This is a genomic window from Telluria sp. PB2R4, from assembly GCF_059685695.1.
In genome coordinates, this window is record NZ_JCASIC010000001.1 from 290,005 (window position 1) to 311,650 (window position 21,646).

General features: G+C 65.4%; 16 protein-coding genes. 15 read left to right on the top strand and 1 reads right to left on the bottom strand.

The features are described from left to right. Positions 1-94: 94 nt before the first annotated feature. From araD1 to AC56LU_RS01300, 7 genes are all read left to right on the top strand, one after another. Positions 95-1,087 carry an AraD1 family protein gene (araD1, locus tag AC56LU_RS01270; protein ID WP_497173774.1) on the top strand — a complete coding sequence of 331 codons (993 nt, stop codon included), beginning with the start codon at positions 95-97 and terminating at the stop codon, positions 1,085-1,087. After that, the gene (locus tag AC56LU_RS01275) at positions 1,084-2,655 is read left to right on the top strand and encodes an aldehyde dehydrogenase (NADP(+)) (protein ID WP_497173775.1); all 1,572 of its coding nucleotides are present in this window, start codon (positions 1,084-1,086) and stop codon (positions 2,653-2,655) included. The genes araD1 and AC56LU_RS01275 overlap by 4 nt, the downstream gene beginning before the upstream one ends. Positions 2,656-2,689: 34 nt before the next feature. After that, complete coding sequence (locus AC56LU_RS01280; protein WP_497173776.1) at positions 2,690-3,472, top strand: SDR family NAD(P)-dependent oxidoreductase; 783 nt, start codon at positions 2,690-2,692, stop codon at positions 3,470-3,472. Positions 3,473-3,569: 97 nt separating this feature from the next. Then, positions 3,570-5,489, top strand: a complete 1,920-nt coding sequence (locus AC56LU_RS01285) for a glycoside hydrolase family 97 protein (protein ID WP_497173777.1) — start codon at positions 3,570-3,572, stop codon at positions 5,487-5,489. A 39-nt stretch (positions 5,490-5,528) separates the two neighbouring features. Continuing rightward, positions 5,529-7,076 (top strand): alpha-N-arabinofuranosidase, encoded by a 1,548-nt coding sequence (locus AC56LU_RS01290; RefSeq protein WP_497173778.1) that lies wholly within the window; start codon positions 5,529-5,531, stop codon positions 7,074-7,076. Between the two features lie 170 nt (positions 7,077-7,246). Beyond that, the gene (locus tag AC56LU_RS01295; protein ID WP_497173779.1) at positions 7,247-8,263 is read left to right on the top strand and encodes an arabinan endo-1,5-alpha-L-arabinosidase; all 1,017 of its coding nucleotides are present in this window, start codon (positions 7,247-7,249) and stop codon (positions 8,261-8,263) included. Beyond that, positions 8,260-10,617 carry a beta-L-arabinofuranosidase domain-containing protein gene (locus AC56LU_RS01300; RefSeq protein ID WP_497173780.1) on the top strand — a complete coding sequence of 786 codons (2,358 nt, stop codon included), beginning with the start codon at positions 8,260-8,262 and terminating at the stop codon, positions 10,615-10,617. The genes AC56LU_RS01295 and AC56LU_RS01300 overlap by 4 nt, the downstream gene beginning before the upstream one ends. On the opposite strand, the gene AC56LU_RS01305 is transcribed toward AC56LU_RS01300, so the two are convergent. Next, complete coding sequence (locus tag AC56LU_RS01305; RefSeq protein ID WP_497173781.1) at positions 10,614-11,516, bottom strand: restriction endonuclease; 903 nt, start codon at positions 11,514-11,516, stop codon at positions 10,614-10,616. The genes AC56LU_RS01300 and AC56LU_RS01305 overlap by 4 nt on opposite strands. Before the next feature lie 252 nt (positions 11,517-11,768). Here AC56LU_RS01305 and AC56LU_RS01310 point away from each other — a divergent pair, with 252 nt between their 5' ends. The 8 genes from AC56LU_RS01310 (at position 11,769) to AC56LU_RS01345 (ending at position 21,642) form a co-directional block, all read left to right on the top strand. Beyond that, a complete protein-coding gene (locus AC56LU_RS01310) occupies positions 11,769-12,731 on the top strand; it encodes an ABC transporter substrate-binding protein (protein ID WP_497173782.1) in 963 nt (320 codons plus the stop codon). A 7-nt stretch (positions 12,732-12,738) separates the two neighbouring features. Further along, the gene (locus AC56LU_RS01315) at positions 12,739-14,262 is read left to right on the top strand and encodes a sugar ABC transporter ATP-binding protein (RefSeq protein ID WP_497173783.1); all 1,524 of its coding nucleotides are present in this window, start codon (positions 12,739-12,741) and stop codon (positions 14,260-14,262) included. Further along, on the top strand, positions 14,259-15,323 hold the full coding sequence (locus AC56LU_RS01320) for an ABC transporter permease (protein ID WP_497173784.1): 1,065 nt from the start codon (positions 14,259-14,261) through the stop codon (positions 15,321-15,323). The genes AC56LU_RS01315 and AC56LU_RS01320 overlap by 4 nt, the downstream gene beginning before the upstream one ends. Next, on the top strand, positions 15,320-16,285 hold the full coding sequence (gene yjfF, locus AC56LU_RS01325; RefSeq protein WP_497173785.1) for a galactofuranose ABC transporter, permease protein YjfF: 966 nt from the start codon (positions 15,320-15,322) through the stop codon (positions 16,283-16,285). Before AC56LU_RS01320 ends, yjfF begins: the two co-directional genes overlap by 4 nt. A 29-nt stretch (positions 16,286-16,314) precedes the next feature. Then, positions 16,315-17,271: a glycoside hydrolase family 43 protein gene (locus AC56LU_RS01330; RefSeq protein WP_497173786.1), complete on the top strand. Its 957-nt coding sequence runs from the start codon at positions 16,315-16,317 to the stop codon at positions 17,269-17,271. Between the two features lie 55 nt (positions 17,272-17,326). Then, entirely contained in the window at positions 17,327-18,268 is a 942-nt protein-coding gene (locus tag AC56LU_RS01335) for a LysR family transcriptional regulator (protein ID WP_497173787.1), read from the top strand. Between the two features lie 16 nt (positions 18,269-18,284). Continuing rightward, on the top strand, positions 18,285-19,319 hold the full coding sequence (locus tag AC56LU_RS01340) for a glycoside hydrolase family 43 protein (RefSeq protein ID WP_497173788.1): 1,035 nt from the start codon (positions 18,285-18,287) through the stop codon (positions 19,317-19,319). 118 nt (positions 19,320-19,437) lie between these two features. Continuing rightward, positions 19,438-21,642, top strand: coding sequence for an OsmC domain/YcaO domain-containing protein (locus AC56LU_RS01345; RefSeq protein WP_497173789.1), 2,205 nt, complete (start codon positions 19,438-19,440; stop codon positions 21,640-21,642). The last annotated feature ends 4 nt before the right edge of the window (positions 21,643-21,646 follow it).

A 21,646-nucleotide genomic window follows, 5' to 3' on the forward strand; every position in this document is an offset into this window, starting at 1 on the left:
TCCCGTAGGGTGGGCGGGTCTCCCGCCCACGCGTTCAATCGGTGCCTGAATACACGCACCGTCATTCGACTATAAATAATTGGGAGACCGGGCCATGCTGCTCGTACAATTCACCACCGAATCGCAAGAACGCCGCATCGGCATCCTGCACGACAACATCATCCGCGTCGTGAATGGCTACGCCACGACGCTCGACCTGGCGCGCGCCGCCATCGCCACCAAGTCCAGCCTGGCCCAGTTGGCCGACGCGGCCGCCGGCAGCGAACACCTCAACTACGACGACGTGGCGCAGGCCGGCCGCATCCTGGCGCCGCTCGACCACCCGGACGCCGCCCACTGCTACGTCACCGGCACCGGCCTGACCCACCTGGGCAGCGCCGACACGCGCGACGCCATGCACAAGAAGATCGGCGGCGACGTCGAGTCCCTGAGCGACTCGATGAAGATGTTCCGGATGGGCGTCGAAGGCGGCAAGCCGGCCCCGGGCACCCCCGGCGTGCAGCCGGAATGGTTCTACAAGGGCGACGGCTCGATCGTGCGCGCCACCGGCCAGGACATCGAGATGCCCGACTTCGCGCTCGACGGCGGCGAAGAGCCGGAGATCGCGGGCCTGTACCTGATCGGCGACGACGGCCAGCCCTACCGCCTCGGTTTCGCGATCGGCAACGAGTTTTCCGACCACGTCACCGAGCGTCAGAACTACCTCTACCTGGCCCACTCGAAACTGCGCAACTGCGGCCTCGGCCCGGCGCTGCTGGTGGGCGAACTCCCGAGCCACGTGGCGGGCACCTCGCGCATCCTCGACAAAGAGGGCAAGGTACGCTGGGAGAAGGCTTTTGTCAGCGGCGAGCAGAACATGTCGCACAGCATCGAGAATCTCGAATACCACCACTTCAAGTATGGCCTGTTCACCCGTCCGGGCGACGTCCACATCCACTTCTTCGGTACCGCCACCCTGAGCGTGGCCGACAATATCACGGTGGAGGCCGGCGAGAGCTTCGAAGTCGAGGCGCCGCAATTCGGCCCGGCGCTGCGCAACCGCCTGGCGGTCAACGCCACGTCGTTTGCGAAAGTGAAAGCGCTATGAGCATCACCGGCGAAGCCATCATCGGCGGCGTCCAGGAACGCGGCGCCGCAGGCTCTTTCAAGGCCTGGGACCCCACCAGGCGCGACTACCTGGAGCCGAGCTTCCACATGGTGGACGCGCGCCAGATCGACCGCGCGTGCACCCTCGCCGGCGAGGCCTTCGACATCTTCCGCAAGACCAGCGACCAGCAGCGCGCGCAGTTCCTCGACACGGTGGCCGAGCAGATCCTGGCGCTGGGCGACGAACTGGTCGAGCGCGCAATGGCGGAATCCGGCCTGCCGCGCGCCCGCCTGGAAGGCGAGCGCGGACGCACGGTCGGCCAGCTGCGCATGTTCGCCGAGCTGCTGCGCGAAGGCTCGTGGGTCGATGCGCGCCTCGACACGCCGCTGCCGGAGCGCACGCCGCCGCGCCCGGACCTGCGCTACTGCTTGACTGGCGTCGGCCCGGTGGCCGTGTTCGCCGCATCGAACTTTCCGCTGGCCTTCTCGGTGGCCGGCGGCGACACCGCATCCGCCTTTGCTGCCGGCTGCCCGGTGGTCCTGAAGGCCCACTCGGCCCATCCCGGCACCTCGGAACTGGTGGCGCGCGCCGTCGTCAAGGCGGTGCAGCAGTGCGCGCTGCCGCCTGGCGTGTTCGCGCTGCTGACCGGCACCGGCAACGGCATCGGCCAGACCCTGGTCGCCCACCCGGCCATCCAGGCGGTGGGTTTTACCGGATCGCGCTCGGGCGGCACCGCGCTCATGGCAGTAGCGGCGGCGCGCAAGCAGCCGATTCCTGTGTACGCGGAAATGAGCAGCATTAACCCGCTGTTCATCATGCCGCACGCGCTGGCCAAGCGCGGCGCCGAGATCGGCAAGGGCTTCGCCGCCTCGCTGACAATGGGCGTGGGCCAGTTCTGCACCAATCCCGGACTGGTGCTGGCAGTGGACGGCCCCGGGCTGGACGCATTCTGCAGCGCCGCCAGCGAAGCGCTGGCGGCCACCCAGGCGGCGGTCATGCTGTCCCAGGGCATCGCCGAGAGCTACCGCCAGAGCGTCGCGACGCTGCACGGCCACGAAGCGGTCACCACCCTGGCCCGCGTCGAGCACGGCGAAGGCAAGGGCGGCGCAGCCTTCTTCCGAACCAGCGCCGAGCACTTCCTGACGCGCCACGAGCTGCATGCCGAGGTCTTCGGCCCGGCCTCGGTGCTGGTGGTGTGCAAGGACGTCGGCCAGCTGCGCGAGGTCACCGAACTGCTGGAAGGCCAGCTCACCGCCACGCTGCAGATCGACCCGGACGACTACGATGCGGCCGAGGTCCTGCTGCCGGCGCTGGAGCGCAAGGTGGGCCGCATCCTGGCGAACGGTTTCCCGACCGGCGTCGAGGTGTCGAGCGCCATGGTCCATGGCGGGCCGTTCCCGGCCACCGCCGACGGCCGCAGCACCTCGGTGGGGACCGGCGCGGTTCAGCGCTTCCTGCGCCCGGTCTGCTACCAGAACCTGCCCCAGCGCCTCCTGCCCGAGCCGCTGCGCGACGGGAATCCGCTTGGCATATGGCGCCGCAAAGACGGCGCATTGACCAAGGAATAAGCGGGCATCACAATAAGAACGGATGGAGACAGGTATGAACCAGTTGGCGACGCATCAAAAGACGACCTATCCCAGCCTGCGGGGCAGGCGGGTATTCGTGACGGGCGGCGGCACCGGCATCGGCGAAGCGATCGTGCGCGCGTTCGTGGAGCAGGGCGCGGTGGTGGCCTTCGTCGACATTGCACGCGAAGCCAGCGAAGCGCTGTGCACCACCCTGGCCAATGCCGGCCACCAGGCGCCGGTGTTCCGCCATTGCGACATCACCGACATTCCCGCGCTGCAGCGCACGATGGCCGAGCTGGCCGAACAGCTGGGCGACTTCGAGGTGCTGGTCAATAACGCCGCCAACGACCAGCGCCATGACATCGCGGACGTCTCGCTCGACTACTGGAACGAGCGCATCGCCATCAACCAGCGTCCGATGTTCTTCACCGCGCAGGCGGTCCTGCCGGGCATGAAGAAACAGGGCGTCGGCTCGATCATCAACTTCTCGTCGATGTCCTGGCATGCCAAGGGCGCCGGCTACCCGGTCTACGCCACCACCAAGGCGGCCGTGATCGGCCTGACCCGCAGCCTGGCACGCGACCTCGGCCCCTTCGGCGTGCGCGTCAATACCGTCACGCCGGGCTGGGTCATGACCCAGCGCCAGATCGACTTGTGGGTGGACGAGGCGGCCGAGCTCGAGATCAAGAAGGCCCAATGCCTGCCGGGCAAGCTGATGCCGGAGGATATCGCGCAGATGGTGCTGTTCCTGGGCGCCGACGACAGCAAGATGTGCACGGCGCAGGATTTCGTTGTCGACGCGGGCTGGACCTGATCGGTAGCGGCTGGGTGCCGCGACCATCGTTTTGACCTCCACACTATGATCCGTCGTCCGGGCGCAGGCCGGGACGACGGAATAACGGGATCCTGTTATGACCGCCTTGACCCGCACCACCCTGGCGCTCGTCGCCATCTTCAGCACCCAGGCCCAGGCCGCCGCCTTGCGCAGCCCCGACGGCCACATCGCCGTCACCGTCAGCGCCAGCCCGTCCGGCACGCTCAGCTACGCGATCGCCCGCGACGGCAAGCCCGTCATCCTCCCGTCGCCCCTCGGTCTGCAACTGCAGGGCGCGAACCTCGCCACCGGCTTGAGGATCGCATCGGCCTCGCCGGTCAAGCCCGTGCGCGACAAGTACGAACTCCTCACCGGCAAGAAGCGCCACATCAGCTACGCCGCCAACGAGCAGGTCTACACCGTCCGCAACGCCCAGGGCCAGTCCATGGACCTGGCCTTCCGGGTATCGAACGACGGCGTCGCCTTCCGCTACCGGATAGCCGACGCCTCGCTGCCGCACAAGAAGTTCCTGTCCGAGGCGACCGGCTTCAGCTTCGACCAGTCCGCCAAGGCCTGGCTGCAGCCGATGGCGGTCGCCCAGACCGGCTGGTCGAACACCAACCCGTCCTACGAAGAGCACTACCAGCGTGAGATCGCGGTCGGCACCAGGTCGCCGCTGCCGGCCGGCTGGGTATTCCCGGCCCTGTTCCGCACCGGCGACACCTGGGTTGCGCTGACCGAGGCGAACATGGACGGCAGCTTCCACGCTTCGCGCCTCGACGCCGACTCAAGCGGAGGTCGCTACAAGCTTGCCCCGCCAGCCGCGGCCGAAGTCTTCACCAATGGCGGGCTGCTGGCGGAAAGCAAGGGCGAACTGCTGACGCCCTGGCGCGTCATCGCACTGGGTTCCTTGCGCACGCTCGTGGAATCCACGCTCGGCACCGACCTGGCCGCTCCCGCCATCGCTGTCGAGAAGGCGCGCATCCAGCCCGGCCATGCCTCGTGGAGCTGGGCGCTGCTGAAAGACGACGGCACCGTCTTCGACGTCCAGAAGAAGTTCATCGACTACGCCGCCGACATGCGCTGGGAGTACACCCTGGTGGATGCCGACTGGGACCGCAAGATCGGCGACGCGAAGATGCGCGAACTGGTCGCCTATGGCGCGAAGAAGAATATCGGCATCCTGGTCTGGTACAACTCCTCCGGCGACTGGAACAAGACGCCGTACAGCCCGAAGAGCGCCTTGCTCACGGTTGAGGCGCGCACGCGCGAATTCACGAAGCTGCGCGAGATGGGCGTCAAGGGCGTCAAGATCGACTTCTTCGCCGGCGACGGCCAGTCGATGATCGCCTATTACGTCGACCTGCTGAACGATGCCGCCAAGGCGGGCCTCCTGGTGAACTTCCACGGCGCCACGCTGCCGCGCGGCTGGTCGCGCACCTACCCGAACCTGATGACCGTCGAAGCGGTGCGCGGCTTCGAGTTCACCACTTTCGAGCAGGCCGACCAGGATGCCGTCGCGCCCCATGCCGCGATGCTGCCGTTCACGCGCAACCTGTTCGACCCGATGGACTTCACGCCGACGGTCTTTGGCGACATCCCGAAGATCCAGCGCAAGACCCGCAACGGCTTCGAACTGGCCGAGTCGGTGCTGTTCCTGTCCGGGATCCAGCACTTTGCCGAGACGCCGGAAGGCATGGCCACCGCGCCGGCCTATGTGAAAAGCTTCCTGCAGGACCTGCCGCGCAGCTGGGATGAAACCCGTTTCGTCGACGGCTATCCCGGCCGCTACGCCGTGATCGCGCGCAGGGCAGGGCAGACGTGGTATGTCGCAGGCCTGAACGCCGACGACACCGACAGGCCGCTCGAGCTCGACCTGTCCTTCGTGGGCAAGCGCAGCGGCACGCTCATTGCCGACGGCGAGGGCGAGCGCGCATTCGCCGAATCCGCACTCAAGGGCGGCAAGCACAGGATCAGCATCAAAGCAAAAGGCGGCTTCGTCGCCGTATTCAAATAATAGTCTAGCAAAAACAACAGTCAAACCAGGAGACAAGTAGTGAAAGCATTCAAGCCCACCATCCTCGCCCTCGGCCTCGCCCTGGCATCGAGCGCCGCCTTCGCCCAGGTGAACGTGACCATCGACGCCACCACACCCGGCCCGGTCATCAACAAGAACGTCTACGGCCAGTTCGCCGAACACCTCGGCACCGGCATCTACGAAGGCCTGTGGGTCGGTCCGGACTCGAAGATCCCGAACACGCGCGGCTGGCGCAACGACGTGGTCGGCGCCCTGAAGGAGCTGAAGGTGCCGCTGGTACGCTGGCCCGGCGGCTGCTTCGCCGACGAATACCACTGGCGCGACGGCATCGGCGCGCGCAACAAGCGCCCGGTGAAGGTCAACACCCACTGGGGCGGCGTGGCCGAGGACAATGCGGTCGGCACCCACGAGTTCTTCGACCTGGTCGATATCCTGGGTACCGAAGCCTACGTGAACGGCAACCTCGGCTCGGGCACTCCGCAGGAGATGGCCGAGTGGCTCGAGTACATGACTTCCGACACCAAGTCGACGCTGGCCGAGCAGCGCCGCAAGAACGGCCGCAAGGAGCCGTACAAAGTCGCCTTCTTCGGCATCGGCAACGAAGCCTGGGGCTGCGGCGGCAACATGAAGCCGGAGTACTACGCCAACCTGTACAACCACTACGCCACCTTCCTCAAGACCCCGCCGAATGCGCGTCCGAAGATGGTCGCCAGCGGCGGCCACAGCGACGACACCACCTGGACCGACGTCCTGAGCAAGGAAGCGGCCAAGGGTACCGACGGCATCAGCTTCCACTTCTACACGCTGCCGACCGGCGACTGGGACAAGAAGGGCGCCGCCATCGGCTTCAACGAATCCGAATGGTTCAAGACCCTGCAGCAGACCATGCGCATGGATGGCTTCATCCGCCGCAACGTCGCCGTCCTCGACAAGAACGATCCGCAGAAGAAGATCGGCTTCTACGTCGACGAATGGGGCACCTGGTACGACGTCGAGCCGGGCACCAACCCGGGCTTCCTGTTCCAGCGTAACACCCTGCGCGACGCGGTCGTGGCGGCGCTCAACTTCAACATCTTCCATGCCCACGCCGAGCGTGTGCGCATGACGATGATCGCGCAGATGGTCAACGTGCTGCAGGCGATGATCATCACCGACAAGGACAAGATGCTGCTGACCCCGACCTACCACGCGTACAAGATGTACATCCCGTTCCAGGACGCGACCTCGCTGCCGACCGCCGTCAACAACGACGTGGCCTACTCGATGGACAACAAGAGCATCCCGGGGATCAGCGCCTCGAGCGCGCGCGGCAAGGACGGCAAGGTCTATGTGGCCCTGGTGAACACCAACCCGCGCCAGGCCAGCGACGTGACGGTCGACCTGAAGGGCCAGGCCGCGACCGGCGCCACCGGCCAGGTCCTGACCGCCGAGGCGATGGATGCGCACAACACGTTCGAGAAGCCACAGGCCATCAAGCCGGCGCCGTACAGCGCCAAGGCCGTCAACGGCAAGCTGACGCTGAAGGTGCCGGCGAAGTCCGTAGTGGTCGTATCCGTCGAGGCATAAGGCTCTTCGTAGGGTGGGCGGGTCTCCCGCCCACGCGTTCAAAGCTCGGTCGCGGACCCGCGGGCATGTGGCGGCCTGCACATGACCGTCGAACGCGTGGGGTGATCCGGGCCAGTGGCCCGGATCACGAGCCGCCCACCCTACGGATCGCGACTATTCAGGAGCTCGCAATGTCCGTATTTTCCCGTTTTTCCGCCTGCGCGCTCGCGCTAGCGGCCGCTCTGCCATCCTTCGCCGCCCCCGTCGAAGTCCACGACCCCGTCATGGCCAAGGAAGGCAGCAAGTACTACCTCTTCAGCACCGGCCCCGGCATCACCTTCTACAGCTCGACCGACATGAAGTCGTGGAAACCGGAAGGCCGCGTCTTCCCCGGCGAGCCCACCTGGGCGAAAAAGGCCGCACCGACCTTCAACGACCACATCTGGGCGCCGGACATCTATCACCATAACGGCAAGTACTACCTCTACTACTCGGTCTCCGGCTTCGGCCTGAACACCTCCGGCATCGGCGTGACCACCAACATCACGCTCGACCCGCGCGCGCCCGGCTATCGGTGGGAAGACCAGGGCATGGTGCTGCAGTCGGTGCCCGGCCGCGACCTGTGGAACGCGATCGACTCGCACGTGATCGACGACGAGCAGGGCACGCCCTGGATGTCCTTCGGCTCCTTCTGGAGCGGGCTGAAACTGGTCAAGCTCGACGCCAGCCGCACGAAACTGGCCGAGCCGCAGGAATGGCACACCATCGCCCGCCGCGAGCGACCAGCCTTCACGCCCGACCTGCAAGGCGGCCCGGCCGCGATCGAGGCGCCTTTCATCATGCGCAAGAACGGCTGGTACTATCTGTTCGCCTCCTGGGACCTGTGCTGCAAGGGCAAGGACAGCACCTACAAGGTGGTGGTCGGCCGCGCGAAAGCCATCACCGGGCCCTACCTCGACCGCCAGGGCGTGGACATGGCCAAGGGCGGGGGCTCGCTCGTCATCCAGGGTGATCGCGATTGGAAGGGCCTGGGCCACAACAGCGCCTACACCTTCGACGGCAAGGACTATATGGTGCTGCACGCCTACGAGACCGCCGACAAGTACAAGCAGAAGCTGAAGGTACTGCCGATGAAGTGGGATGGGGACGGCTGGCCGCTCGTCGAGCAGGCTGAGCTCAACCGTTACCAGAGCGTGCGCCTGCCATGAAGCGTCAACTCGCCGCGCTCGCCTTGCTGGTCTCATCTGCCTGGGCGCAGGCGGCCGAGCTGTTTCCGCTGGCCGACGTCCGCCTCAAGCCCGGCCCCTTCCTCGACGCCCAGACCACCGACCTCAATTACATGATGGCGATGGAGCCGGACCGGCTGCTGGCGCCTTTCCTGCGCGAAGCCGGGTTGGAGCCACGCCGGCCCAGCTATGGCAATTGGGAATCGACGGGACTGGACGGCCACATGGGCGGCCACTATCTGTCGGCGCTGGCCCTCATGCATGCCGCGACCGGCGACCAGGAGACCCTGCGCCGCCTGAACTACTTCGTGGCGGAGCTCAAGCGCGCGCAGGCCGCCAACGGCGACGGCTACCTGGGCGGCATCCCCGGCGGCCGCCAGGCCTGGCGCGACATCGCGGACGGCAAGCTGGCGGCCGACAATTTCTCGGTCAACGGCAAGTGGGTCCCCTGGTACAACCTGCACAAGGTGTACGCGGGCCTGCGCGACGCTTACCGCTACGCCGGCAACGAGGATGCACGCGCGATGCTGATTGCCCTGTCCGACTGGGCGCTGCGCCTGACGTCCCACCTGAGCGACGAGCAGATGCAGCAGATGCTGCGCAGCGAGCATGGCGGCATGAACGAGATCCTGGCCGACGTGGCGCAGATGACGGGCGACGATAAATACCTCGAGCTGGCGCTGCGCTTCTCGCACCAGGCAGTGCTGCAGCCGCTGGCGCAAGGGCAGGACAAGCTCACCGGCCTGCATGCGAACACGCAGATCCCCAAGGTGATCGGCTTCAAGCGCATCGCCGACATGACTGGACGGCAGGACCTCGACCAGGCCGCCAGCTTCTTCTGGCAGACCGTGGTTGACCGCCGCTCGGTGGCCATTGGCGGCAACAGCGTCAAGGAGCACTTCCACGACACTGAGAACTTTGAGTCGATGGTGGGCGAGGTCGAGGGGCCGGAGACCTGCAACACTTACAATATGCTCAAGCTGACCGGCATGCTGTTCCAGTCAAGGCAGAAGGGCGGCTACGGCGACTACTACGAGCGCGCGCTGTACAACCACATCCTGTCCTCGCAGCGCCCGGGCGGCGGCTTCGTCTACTTCACGCCGATGCGGCCGAACCACTACCGCGTGTATTCGCAGGTGGACAAGGGCATGTGGTGCTGCGTCGGCTCGGGGATCGAGAGCCACGCCAAATACGGTGAATTCATCTATGCGCACGAGGGCGATGCGCTGTTCGTGAACCTGTTCATCCCGTCGACGCTGCACTGGCGTGAGAAGGGCGTGCGCATTAGCCAATCCACACGCTTCCCGGATGAGGGCAGTACGCGACTGACGGTCGATACGCCCGAAGGTAGGGCAACTGAGTTCACGATGAAAATCCGCTATCCGGGCTGGGTCGCCGCCGGGAAAATGACGGTCAAGGTCAACGGCAGGGCGGTGAAACTCGATGCCGCGCCCGGTGGCTACGTGAGCGTGGCGCGCGCCTGGAAGAAGGGCGACCGCGTGGACGTCCAGCTGCCGATGACGACGCGCCTCGAGCAGATGCCGGACAAGTCGAATTACTACGCCGTGCTGCACGGCCCGATCGTGCTGGCCGCAAAGACGCGCCTGTTCGGCGACGAGCAGCTGAACTTCCTGGCCGACGAGTCGCGCATGGGCCATATCGCGAGCGGGCCGGTGTGCCCGTTGGAGGCGGCGCCGATGCTGGTGAGTGACTCCCTTGACTTCCTGCGCCGCTTCAAGCCGGTGAAAGGCAAGCCGCTGACCTTCACGGCGCCGGGGCTGGTGCGCGGCGCCGCGGGTAGTGCTACCGAGTTCATCCCCTTCTTCCGCCTGCACGAGTCGCGCTACACGATGTACTGGCAGCATGCGACGCCGGCCAATTTCGAGCGCATGCGGGCCGAGAATGCTGCCCTCGAAGCGGACCGGCTGGCGCTGGATGCCCGTACCATCGACCAGGTGGCGCCGGGTGAGCAGCAGCCTGAGTCGGACCACTTCTTCAAGGGCGAGGGCATTGCCGCAGGCGTGAACGGGGGACGGCACTGGCGCCATGCCACAAAGTGGTTCAGCTATGAGCTGAAGGACCCGAAAGGGGAGGCGAAGCTGCTGCGGCTGACCTTTGCCAGGGCCGATGCCGGACGGCGCTTCGATATCGAGGTCAATGGCGTGCTGCTGGCCGAAGTGGCGCTGGCCGGCGATGCCGCCCAGGACTTCTACACGGTTGACTACCCCCTGCCGGCGGCCGTCGTCGCCTCGCAACCGTCCACGCTGTCGGTGCGCTTTGTTGCGAAGCCAGGCTCGCTGGCGGGCGGACTTTACGGGCTGCGCCTGCTGCGCTAGGCACGCATCGCCAAGGTGTTCTTGCAGCGCGGGTAGTGGACGCAGCCCCAGAAAGGCCCGCGCTTGCTGTCGCGCGCGAGCATCTTCACGCCGCAGGAAGCACAGGTCGGCGTACGGTAATCGCCCTCGAATGCAAAGTCGAGCAAGGCCTGTTGCTTCTCGGCCGGCAATTGGAGAATCTTGCCCGCGAATGCGTCGCCGTCGAGCAGCTGGATCGGGTTTGCCGTTCCGAATTGCAGGGCATCCGGCGAGTAGCTCCCGGTCGTGATGAAGATGCCCCGGCTGACCTTTTCGTGAACCATGACGCCGAGCAGTTCACGGATTTCCTTGACCCCAACCGCTTGGGTGTTCCAGGCCTTGCACTGGACAATCGCCAGCGGCCTGTCGGGATCGTGCTTGAACAGTTTGACGTCGATGCCGCCATCCGGGCCGGCCGCCAGGGTCCTTGCCTGGAAACCGACCGCCGCATAGTAGCGGGCGCACAGGAGTTCGAAGCGCTTCCATTCGAGCATGCGCAGCGCCTCGGTTGACCATGCCTGCGGCCGTGCCGCGGGGCCGTCACGCCGCGCCACGACCGGTAAGCTGTCCGTCACCGCCACTATAGGCAAAACCCGTGCGCGCGCATGTTGGCGGCCGGAGCGCAGCTTCCGCCCGTGTTCCGGTCGCTTGGTCGGTTTGCGCAGCGCCGCCATCAGCGCCGTGAAGCCCAGGGCGACGAGGACGATCCAGGAAACCGGTTCGCACAGCCCCTTCAAGCCCGCGAGCGGATTGCGGTCGGGAAGAAAGCCCGGCAGTACCCAGCGGACCCCGGCAAAGCCGCCTATGGCGAGCACTGCGCTGAACTGCCAGGGCAGCGCGACCAGGTCCTTTGCTAGCGCTTTGTTTCCAGGATTTCCCATCACAGGCCTTATGTTGTCACATGGCAATAATGCTAGCCGACCCTGGGGACAGTGTCGCTATAAAGCTGTGTAGAGCGGTATTCCCATGCGACATGCGTAAAAAGTGTCGCGCTGAGCCGACGTTGCCCGCGTTGACTCAACGCCGTTGAGCCAAGTGATATCGATCTGCATATTGCTTTCTTCAAAAATTTGATTGGATTAGCATCGCGCTTGGCATTAGCATTGTGCTACAACAATACCGGAGACAAGGTAATGACCCTCACCCGCAGAACCCTCCTGGGTACGGCCGCCGCCATGGCGCTGGCCGCCGCCATCCCCGCCCACGCCCAGAAACCCCTCACCATCGGCTTCTCCCAGGTCGGGGCCGAATCCGAATGGCGCACCGCCAACACCGCCTCGATCAAGAGTGCCGCCAAGGCCGCCGGCGTCAACCTGAAGTTCGCCGACGCCCAGCAGCGCCAGGAAAACCAGGTCAAGGCCATCCGCTCCTTCATCGCCCAGCGCGTCGACGTGATCGCCTTCTCGCCGGTCGTCGAATCCGGCTGGGACACCGTGCTGCGCGAGGCAAAGAATGCGAAGATCCCGGTCATCCTGACCGACCGCGCCGTCAAGGTCAGCGACCCGTCGCTCTACGTCAGCTTCATCGGTTCCGATTTCGTGGAAGAGGGCCGCCGCGCCGCGCGCTGGCTGGTCGAGCACCAGAAGAAGAACCCGAACCGCAGCTACAACATCGTCGAGCTGCAGGGCACGGTGGGCTCGGCGCCGGCCATCGACCGCAAGGCGGGCTTCGCCGAAGTCATCAAGGACTATCCGAAGCTGAAGATCATCCGTTCGCAGACCGGCGACTTCACCCGCGCCAAGGGCAAGGAGGTGATGGAAGCCTTCCTCAAGTCCGACCGCAAGAACATCAACGTGCTGTACGCGCACAACGACGACATGGCCATCGGTGCGATCCAGGCCATCGAGGAAGCGGGCCTCAAGCCCGGCAAGGACATCCTGGTGGTGTCGATCGATGGCGTGCGGGGCGCGTTCGAAGCCATGTTGCAGGGTAAGCTCAACGTCACCGTGGAGTGCAATCCGCTGCTCGGACCGCAGCTGATCCAGACCGCGCAGGCGGTCAAGGCGGGCAAGCCTGTGCCGAAGCGTATTACCGTGAACGAGGGTGTGTTCCCCGCTGAAGTCGCGGCCAAGGAATTCCCGAACCGTAAATACTGAGGCGCCCATGCTCGCCTCGACCACCGTGGCCCCGGTCCTGGAAGTGACCGGCATCCACAAGCAATTCCCGGGCGTGAAGGCACTGTCGGATGCGGGCCTGCGCCTGTTCCCCGGCGAAGTCCACACGCTGATGGGCCAGAACGGCGCCGGCAAGTCGACCCTCATCAAGGTCCTCACCGGCGTGTACACGCCCGAGCGCGGCAGCATCACGCTTAGCGGCCGCGCCATCGCGCCCACCTCCACCCAGGATGCGCAGCAGCTCGGCATCAGCACCGTGTACCAGGAGGTGAACCTGTGCCCGAACCTGTCGGTCGCCGAGAACATCTTCATCGGCCGCTATCCGCGCCGCTTTGGGATGATCGATTGGCGTGGCATGCGCCGCCAGGCCGTCGAATTGCTGAAGCGCCTCCAGATCGACGTCGACGTCGGCCAGCCGCTCTCGAACTATCCGCTCGCCATCCAGCAGATGGTGGCGATCGCGCGCGCGCTGAATATTTCAAGCAAGGTGCTGATCCTCGACGAACCCACCTCCAGCCTGGACGAAAACGAAGTCCAGCTGCTGTTCTCGGTGCTGCGTTCGCTGCGCGAGCAGGGCATGGCGATCCTGTTCGTTACCCACTTCCTCGACCAGACCTATGCCATTTCCGACCGCATTACCGTAATGCGCAACGGCGAGCGCGAAGGCGAGTACCTGTGCAGCGAGCTGTCGCGCCTGGCCCTGGTCAACAAGATGATCGGTGCGCCGGCGGAAGCGGCCGAGCATACCGGTAGCGAGTGTACCCCAGCAAGCGAGCAGTCCGAAACCCTGCTGCGCACGCAGGGACTGGCGCGCAAGGGCGTGCTGGCGCCGATCGACCTCGAGATCCGCAAGGGAGAATTGCTCGGCCTGGCCGGCCTGCTCGGTTCGGGACGGACCGAAACCGCACGCCTGCTGTTCGGCGCCGACAAGGCCGACAGCGGCGCCGTCGAGATCGGGGGGCGAAGCCGCAGCTTCGCCACCCCGCGCGATGCGATTGCCGAGGGCATCGGCTTCTGCTCCGAAGACCGCAAGCACGAAGGTGCGATCCTGGACCTGTCGGTACGCGAGAACCTGATCCTGGCGCTGCAGGCGCGCCAGGGCTTGCTGCGCGCGATTCCGATGCGGCGCCAGCAGGAACTCGCTACCCACTACGTGAAACAACTGGGGATCAAGACCGCCAGCATCGAGACGCCGATCGGCACCCTCTCGGGCGGCAACCAGCAGAAGGTCTTGCTGGCGCGCTGGCTGGCCACCGAGCCGAAGCTGATGATCCTCGACGAACCGACGCGCGGCATCGACGTGCGCGCCAAGCAGGAAATCATGGATTACGTTACTACCTTGTGCCGCAAGGGCATGTCGATTCTGTTCATCTCGTCCGAACTGCCCGAAGTGCTGCGCGTGAGCGACCGCATCGTGGTCATGCGCGACCGCAAGGCCTGCGGCGAGTACCGCCGCGGTGAGCTCGACGACAGCTCGGTGCTGCACGTGATCGCCGGGGAGGGCAGCGCATGAACGTCGCGGTCAAAGAGACGGTGCTGAAGCCGGCGGAGCCGGCCCGGCCTTCGATCTTCCAGCACGCGCTGTTCCGGCCGATGGCCGCGCTGCTGCTCCTGCTGCTGATCGACTTCGCCCTGATTCCCGGGTTCTTCCACCTGGAGATCAAGGACGGCCACCTGTACGGCAGCCTGGTCGACATCGTCAATCGCGCCGCGCCCCTGATGCTGGCCGCGATCGGCATGACCCTGGTGATCGCCACGCGCGGCATCGACATCTCGGTCGGCGCCGTGGTGGCGCTGTCCGGCACGGTCGCCTCGATGCTTATCGGCGGCACCATGGTGATCAACAACGGCGTGCCCGAATACGTGGCGCAGACGCCGATGGCACTGGCGCTGCTGGCCGCTCTTGGAGCAGCGCTCCTGTGCGGCCTGTGGAACGGCGCCCTGGTGGCGGGCCTTGGCCTGCAGCCGATCGTCGCCACCCTGATCCTGATGGTGGCGGGGCGCGGCCTGGCCCAGTTGCTGACCGACGGGCAGATCGTCACGGTCTACTACCAGCCCTTCTTCTTCCTGGGCAGCGGTTACCTGCTCGGGCTGCCGTTCGCGCTGTTCGTCGTGATCGCGGTGTTCGCGGTCACCAGCTTCCTGCTGCGCCACACCGCGCTCGGCCTGTTCATCCAGGCGGTCGGCGTGAATCCGGTGGCGGCGCGCCTGGCCGGTATCCGCACCGCGGCCCTGGTCGTGTTCGTGTACGTGTTCAGCGCGGTCTGCGCCGGCATGGCCGGACTGATGATCAGCTCCAACGTGAAAAGCGCGGACGCCAACAATGCCGGGCTGATGCTGGAGCTGGACGCCATCCTGGCGGTGACGCTGGGCGGCACCTCGCTCGCCGGCGGCAAGTTCTCGCTGGCGGGCAGCATCATCGGTGCGCTCATCATCCAGACGCTCACCTACACCATCTATTCGCTGGGCGTGCCGCCCGAGGTCAACATGGTCGTCAAGTCGGTCGTGGTCTTCCTGGTCTGTATTTCGCAGTCGGACCAGTTCAAGTCGCTGTGGAAGCGGAGGGCGGCATGAAGCACATCACTGCTGCGCCGTGGTTCACTTCCGCGGCAACGGTCGTGCTGCTGGTGGCGATGCTGCTGGCCGGCGGCCAGGCCTACGACGGCTTCCTGTCGCTGCAGGTGATGCTCAACCTGCTGATCGACAACGCTTTTCTGCTGGTGATCGCCATCGGCATGGGCTTCGTGATCCTCTCCGGCGGCATCGACCTGTCGGTGGGGGCGGTGCTCGCCCTTGCCACCATGGTTGCGGCCTGGCTGCTGCAGGTGGCGCACTGGCCGCCCGTGGCGGTGATCGCGACCGTGCTGCTGGGCGGCGCGCTGTTCGGCGGCGCGATGGGCGCCATCATCCATTTCTTCCGCCTGCAGCCTTTCATCGTCACGCTGGCCGGCATGTTCCTGGCGCGCGGCCTGTGCTACCTGATCAGCATCGAGTCGATCACCATCGAGGACCCGCTGTTCGTCGCAATGTCCCAGACCCAGTTGCCCTTCCTGGGCGGCTTCCTGTCGCCGGGCGCGCTGGTGGCGCTGGGGATGCTGGCGCTGGCGGTCTGGATCGCGCACTACTCGTCCTTCGGGCGCGCCGTGTACGCCGTCGGCGGCAACGAGCAGTCGGCCGCGATGATGGGCCTGGGCGTGGGCCGGACCAAAGTGGGGGTGTATGCCTTCAGCGGCTTCTGCGCGGCGCTGGCCGGCCTGCTGTTCTCGTTCTACATGCTGTCGGGGTACGGCCTGCACGCGCAGGGCACCGAGCTCGACGCCATCGCGGCGGTGGTCATCGGCGGCACCCTGCTTACCGGCGGCTATGGTTACGTGCTGGGCGCGCTGTCGGGCGTGCTGGTGCTCGGCACCATCCAGACCCTGATCGCCTTCGACGGCACCCTCAGTTCGTGGTGGACCAAGATCGTCATCGGCGCGCTGCTGTTCGTGTTCTGCGTAGTGCAGCGGCTGATGGGCTTCCGTCAGAAGCAAAGCTAATAAATCAATAAGATATATAAGGAGACGTGATGAATAAGTGCAAGGCGCTGGCGCTAGCATTGGCCGCAGGATTGAGCATGCCGGCCCTGGCGGCCAACCCCATCGTGAAAGACATCTTCACCGCCGACCCGGCCGCGCTGGTCGACAACGGCCGCGTCTACCTTTACGTGGGCAAGGACGAAGCCCCGGAGGGCGGCAAGGAGTACATCATGAACGAGTGGCGCGTGTACTCGAGCTGCGACATGAAGAAGTGGACCGACCACGGCTCGCCGCTGCGCTACAGCACCTTCAAGTGGGCGGGACGCGACGCCTGGGCCTCCGACATCGTCAAGCGCAACGGCAAGTACTACTTCTACTCCACGGTGGATCACGGCGCCCTCAAGAGCAAGGCCATCGGCGTGGCGGTGTCCAGCAGCCCCACCGGGCCCTTCGTCGATGCGCGCGGTACTGCCCTCATCACCAACGACATGACGAAGGAAACCGACATCCCCTGGGACGACATCGATCCGGCGGTCTTCATCGACGACGACGGCCAGGCCTATCTGTACTGGGGCAACACGGTGATGAAGTACGCCAGGCTCAAGCCCAATATGATCGAGCTCGATGGCCCGATCCACACCGTGGGCCTGGACAACTTCGTCGAGGCGGCCTACCTGCACAAGCACAAGGGCAGCTATTACCTCTCGTATTCGCGCAAGTTCCCGGAAGAGACCGTGGTCATGCGCGGCCCGACGGCCACCGGCCCCTGGTCCTTCGGCGGCGTGATCATGGAGAAGAACAGCAACGTCAACACCATCCACCAGGCCATCGTCGAATTCAACGGCAAGTCCTACATCTTCTACCACAACGGCAAGCTGCCGACCGGCGGCGAGTTCCGCCGTTCGGTCGCCGTGGAAGAGCTGCGCTATGCCCCGGACGGCAAGATCCTGCCGGTTGCCCAGACCGCCGAGGGGCCGGCTGCGAACCCGTCGCCGGGCTGCAAGTGATAAGCGCCCATCGGTATTCCTCTGGAATCGATATCGGAAATGATATGATTTCCTGATGGATACGACTAACCCGAACTGGTTCCTGAAAGCGCGTCTGAAGACGCGCCAGCTGCTGCTCCTGATCGCGCTGGACGACTACCGCAACATCCACCGCGCGGCCGAGGAACTCCACATGACGCAGCCGGCCGCGTCCAAGCAGATCAAGGACCTCGAAGAGATGCTCGACGTGCGCCTGTTCGAGCGGCTGCCGCGCGGGATGGAGCCGACCATCTACGGCGAGACCATGATCCGCCACGCGCGCATGGCGCTCACCAGCCTGGCGCTGGCGCACGACGACCTGCTGGCGCTGAAAGCCGGCCTGTCCGGCCAGGTGGAAGTGGGCGTCATCATGTCGCCCGCGATGGCGCTGCTGCCGCGGGCGATCGCGCGCATCAAGGAACAGGCGCCGCTGCTGCGCATCGGCGTGCACCTGGAACCCAGCAACGTCCTGCTCGACAAGCTCCAGCGCGGGACGCTCGACTTCATGATCGGCCGCATCCTGGAGAAGGAAGATTCGAGCGGCCTGGTGTACGAAGAGCTGACCGAGGAACCCGCCTGCGCGGTGGTGCGCCCCGGCCATGCGCTGCTCGAGGCCAGGGACCTGAGCTTGAAGGACATCGCCGACAAGCCCTGGATCCTGCCGCCGCCCGGCAGCATCCTGCGCCACCGCTTCGACATGATGTTCCGCCGCGCCGGCCTGCAGCCCCCGGCCAACGTGGTCGACACCACCGCGCTGCTGCTCATCACGGCGCTGCTGCAACAGACCGATTCGCTGCACGTGATGCCGCAGGAAGTGGCGCAGTACTACGCGTCGCTGAACGTGATGCGCATCCTGCCGATCGAGCTGCCCTGCACGATGGACGCCTTCGGCATCATCCGCCAGCAGGACCACCTGATGTCGCCGGGCGCGGACCTGCTGCTGCGGCAGGTGAGGCTGGCGGCATCCGAGATCTACTGAACAAAGGACCTCGAACATGATCACCGCCCGCCGGCTCACGCCCGCACTGTCGTTTGCACTGTCGTTCGCGCTGGCCTTGCCCGCCGCCGCTGCGACCCCGGAATTCGCCAACCCCCTGGTGCTGCAGCGCGCCGACCCGCACGTCAGCCTGCATACGGACGGCTATTACTACTACACGGCCACGGTGCCCGAGTACGACCGGATCGAACTGCGCCGCACCCGCACGCTGAACGAGCTGGGCAAGGCCGAGGCCAAGGTGGTCTGGCGCAAGCACGCCAGCGGCCCGATGAGCCGTCACATCTGGGCGCCGGAGCTGCACCACATCGACGGCAAGTGGTACCTGTATTTCACTGCCGGGCGCGAGGACGCGCCCTTCGACATCCGCCTGTACGTACTCGAAAACGCTTCCGCCAATCCGCTCGAGGGCGCGTGGGTCGAACGCGGGCAGCTCAAGACCGGCTGGGAATCCTTCGCCCTCGACGCCACGGTCTTCACGGTGAAAGGCCGGCGCTACCTGGCCTGGACCCAGCGCCCGCCCACGGCGACCAAGCACATGACGGCGGTGTACATCGCCGCCATGGACACGCCGCTGTCGATCCGCGGCCCGGCGACGATGCTGACCACGCCCGACTATCCATGGGAGAAGATGACGCACGAGGTCAACGAGGCGCCGGCGGTATTGGTGCGCAAGGGCCGCGTCTTCATGACCTATTCGGCCAGCGCGACCGACGCCAGCTACAGCCTGGGGATGCTGACCGCTCCCGAATCGGCCAACCTGCTGGATACGGCGGCATGGACGAAGTCCAGGCTGCCGGTGTTCCAGACCAGCGCGGCGACCGGACAGTATGGCCCCGGCCATAACTCGTTCACGACCACGCCGGACGGCAAGCACGACATCCTGGTCTACCACGCGCGCAACTACCGCGAGATCAAGGGCGATTCCCTGTTCGACCCGAACCGCCATACGCGGGCCCAGCCCATCATGTGGCGGCCGGACGGCACGCCCGATTTCGGGGTGCCCGTCGCAGACCAGGCCGTGGCGCAGCCCTGATCGCGGCTTTCCTTGCGAATTGCGGGCACGCATCGCGGTCTGCTGTTACACTCCCGTCGATCGATTTACCGAGCCCTGTCCTGACAGGGCTTTCTGTTTTGTATATTGGAATTCTCCCATGGAAATTAAAGTCAACTTCCTCGACAAGCTGCGCCTGGAAGCCAAGTTCGATGACTTCACGGTCATCGCCGACCAGCCCATCCGCTATAAAGGCGACGGCTCGGCGCCGGGCCCCTTCGATTACTTCCTGGCCTCGTCGGCCCTGTGCGCGGCGTATTTCGTGAAGTTGTACTGCAATACCCGTAATATTCCGACCGAAAATATTCGCCTGTCGCAGAATAATATCGTCGACCCGGAAAACCGCTACCAGCAGATCTTCAAGATCCAGGTCGAGCTGCCGGCGGATATTTCGGATAAAGACCGCCAGGGCATCCTGCGCTCGATCGAGCGCTGCACCGTGAAAAAAGTGGTACAGGCCGGGCCCGAGTTCGTGATCGAGGAAGTCGATAACCTCGACGCCGACGCCCAGGCGCTGCTGACCCTGCAGCCGGACGCGCATGCCGCCACCTACATCACCGGCAAGGACCTGCCGCTGGAGCAGACCATCGCGAACATGTCGGGCATGCTGGCGTCCTGGGGCATCAAGATCGAAATCGCGTCGTGGCGCAATATCGTGCCGAATGTCTGGTCGCTGCATATCCGCGATGCGCACTCGCCGATGTGTTTCACCAACGGCAAGGGCGCGACCAAGGAAAGCGCACTGGCCTCGGCCCTGGGCGAATACATCGAGCGCCTGAACAATAATCACTTCTATGCCGGCGCCTACTGGGGCGAGGACATCGCCAATGCGGACTTCGTGCATTATCCGAACGAGCGCTGGTTCAAGATCGGTGCGGACGATGCGGTGCCAAGCGGGGTCCTGGACGAGTACTGCCTGGACATCTACGATCCCGACGGCGAACTGCGCGGTTCGCACCTGGTCGATACCAATTCCGGAAATCGCGAGCGCGGCATCGTTTGCTTGCCCTTCGTGCGCGAGTCCGATGGGGAGACCGTGTATTTCCCGTCCAACCTGATCGAAAACCTGTACGCCAGTAACGGCATGAGCGCCGGGAACACCCTGGCCGAGGCCCAGGTGCAATGCCTGTCCGAGATCTTCGAGCGGGCCGTCAAGCGCGAGATCCTGGAAGGCGAAATGGCCTTGCCCGACGTGCCCCAGGAAGTGCTGGCGAAGTACCCGGGCATCCTGGCCGGCATCCAGGCCCTCGAAGAGCAGGGATTCCCGGTGCTGGTCAAGGATGCGTCGCTGGGCGGCACCTACCCGGTGATGTGCGTGACCCTGATGAATCCGCGCACCGGCGGCGTATTCGCCTCGTTCGGCGCGCACCCGAGCTTCGAGGTGGCGCTGGAACGCAGCCTCACCGAACTGCTGCAGGGCCGCAGCTTCGAAGGCCTGAACGACCTGCCGGCGCCCACCTTCGCCAGCGAGGCCGTCACCGAACCCTATAACTTCGTCGAGCACTTCATCGATTCCAGCGGGGTGGTGTCGTGGCGCTTCTTCAGCGCCAGGACCGACATCGAGTTCGTCGAGTGGGACTTTTCGGCGCAAGGCGAGAACGCCAATGCCGAGGAAGCCGCGACCCTGCTCGGGATCCTGGCGGAGCTGGGCAAGGACGTCTATACGGCCGTCTACGACCAGCTGGGCGCGGTGGCCTGCCGCATCCTGGTGCCGGGGTATTCCGAGGTGTATCCGGTGGAGGACCTGGTCTGGGACAACACCAACAAATCGCTGTTGTTCCGCGAAGATATCCTCAACCTGCACCGCCTCGACGACGCCGCCCTCGAGGCGCTGCTCGATCGGCTCGAGAACAATGAGCTGGACGAGTACTCCGACATCGCCAGCCTGATCGGCATCGAGTTCGACGAGAACACCGACTGGGGCCAGCTCACCGTGCTCGAGCTGCGGCTGCTGATCAACCTGGCCCTGCAGCGCTTCGAGGACGCGCACGAACTGGTCGGCGCCTTCCTGCAGTACAACGACAATACCGTCGAGCGCCGCCTGTTCTACCAGGCGATGAACGTGGTGCTGGAAGTGACGCTCGACGACGATCTGGAGCTCGGCGATTACGTCGCCAACTTCCGCCGCATGTATGGCGATGCGCGCATGGATGCGGTGCTCGGCTCGGTGGATGGCAGCGTGCGCTTCTATGGCCTCACGCCGACCAGCATGGGGCTGGAAGGACTGGACCGGCACCACCGTCTGCTGGACAGCTACAAGAAGCTGCATGCGGCGCGCGCCAGCGCCGCGGCGAAACTCCGCTGAAACT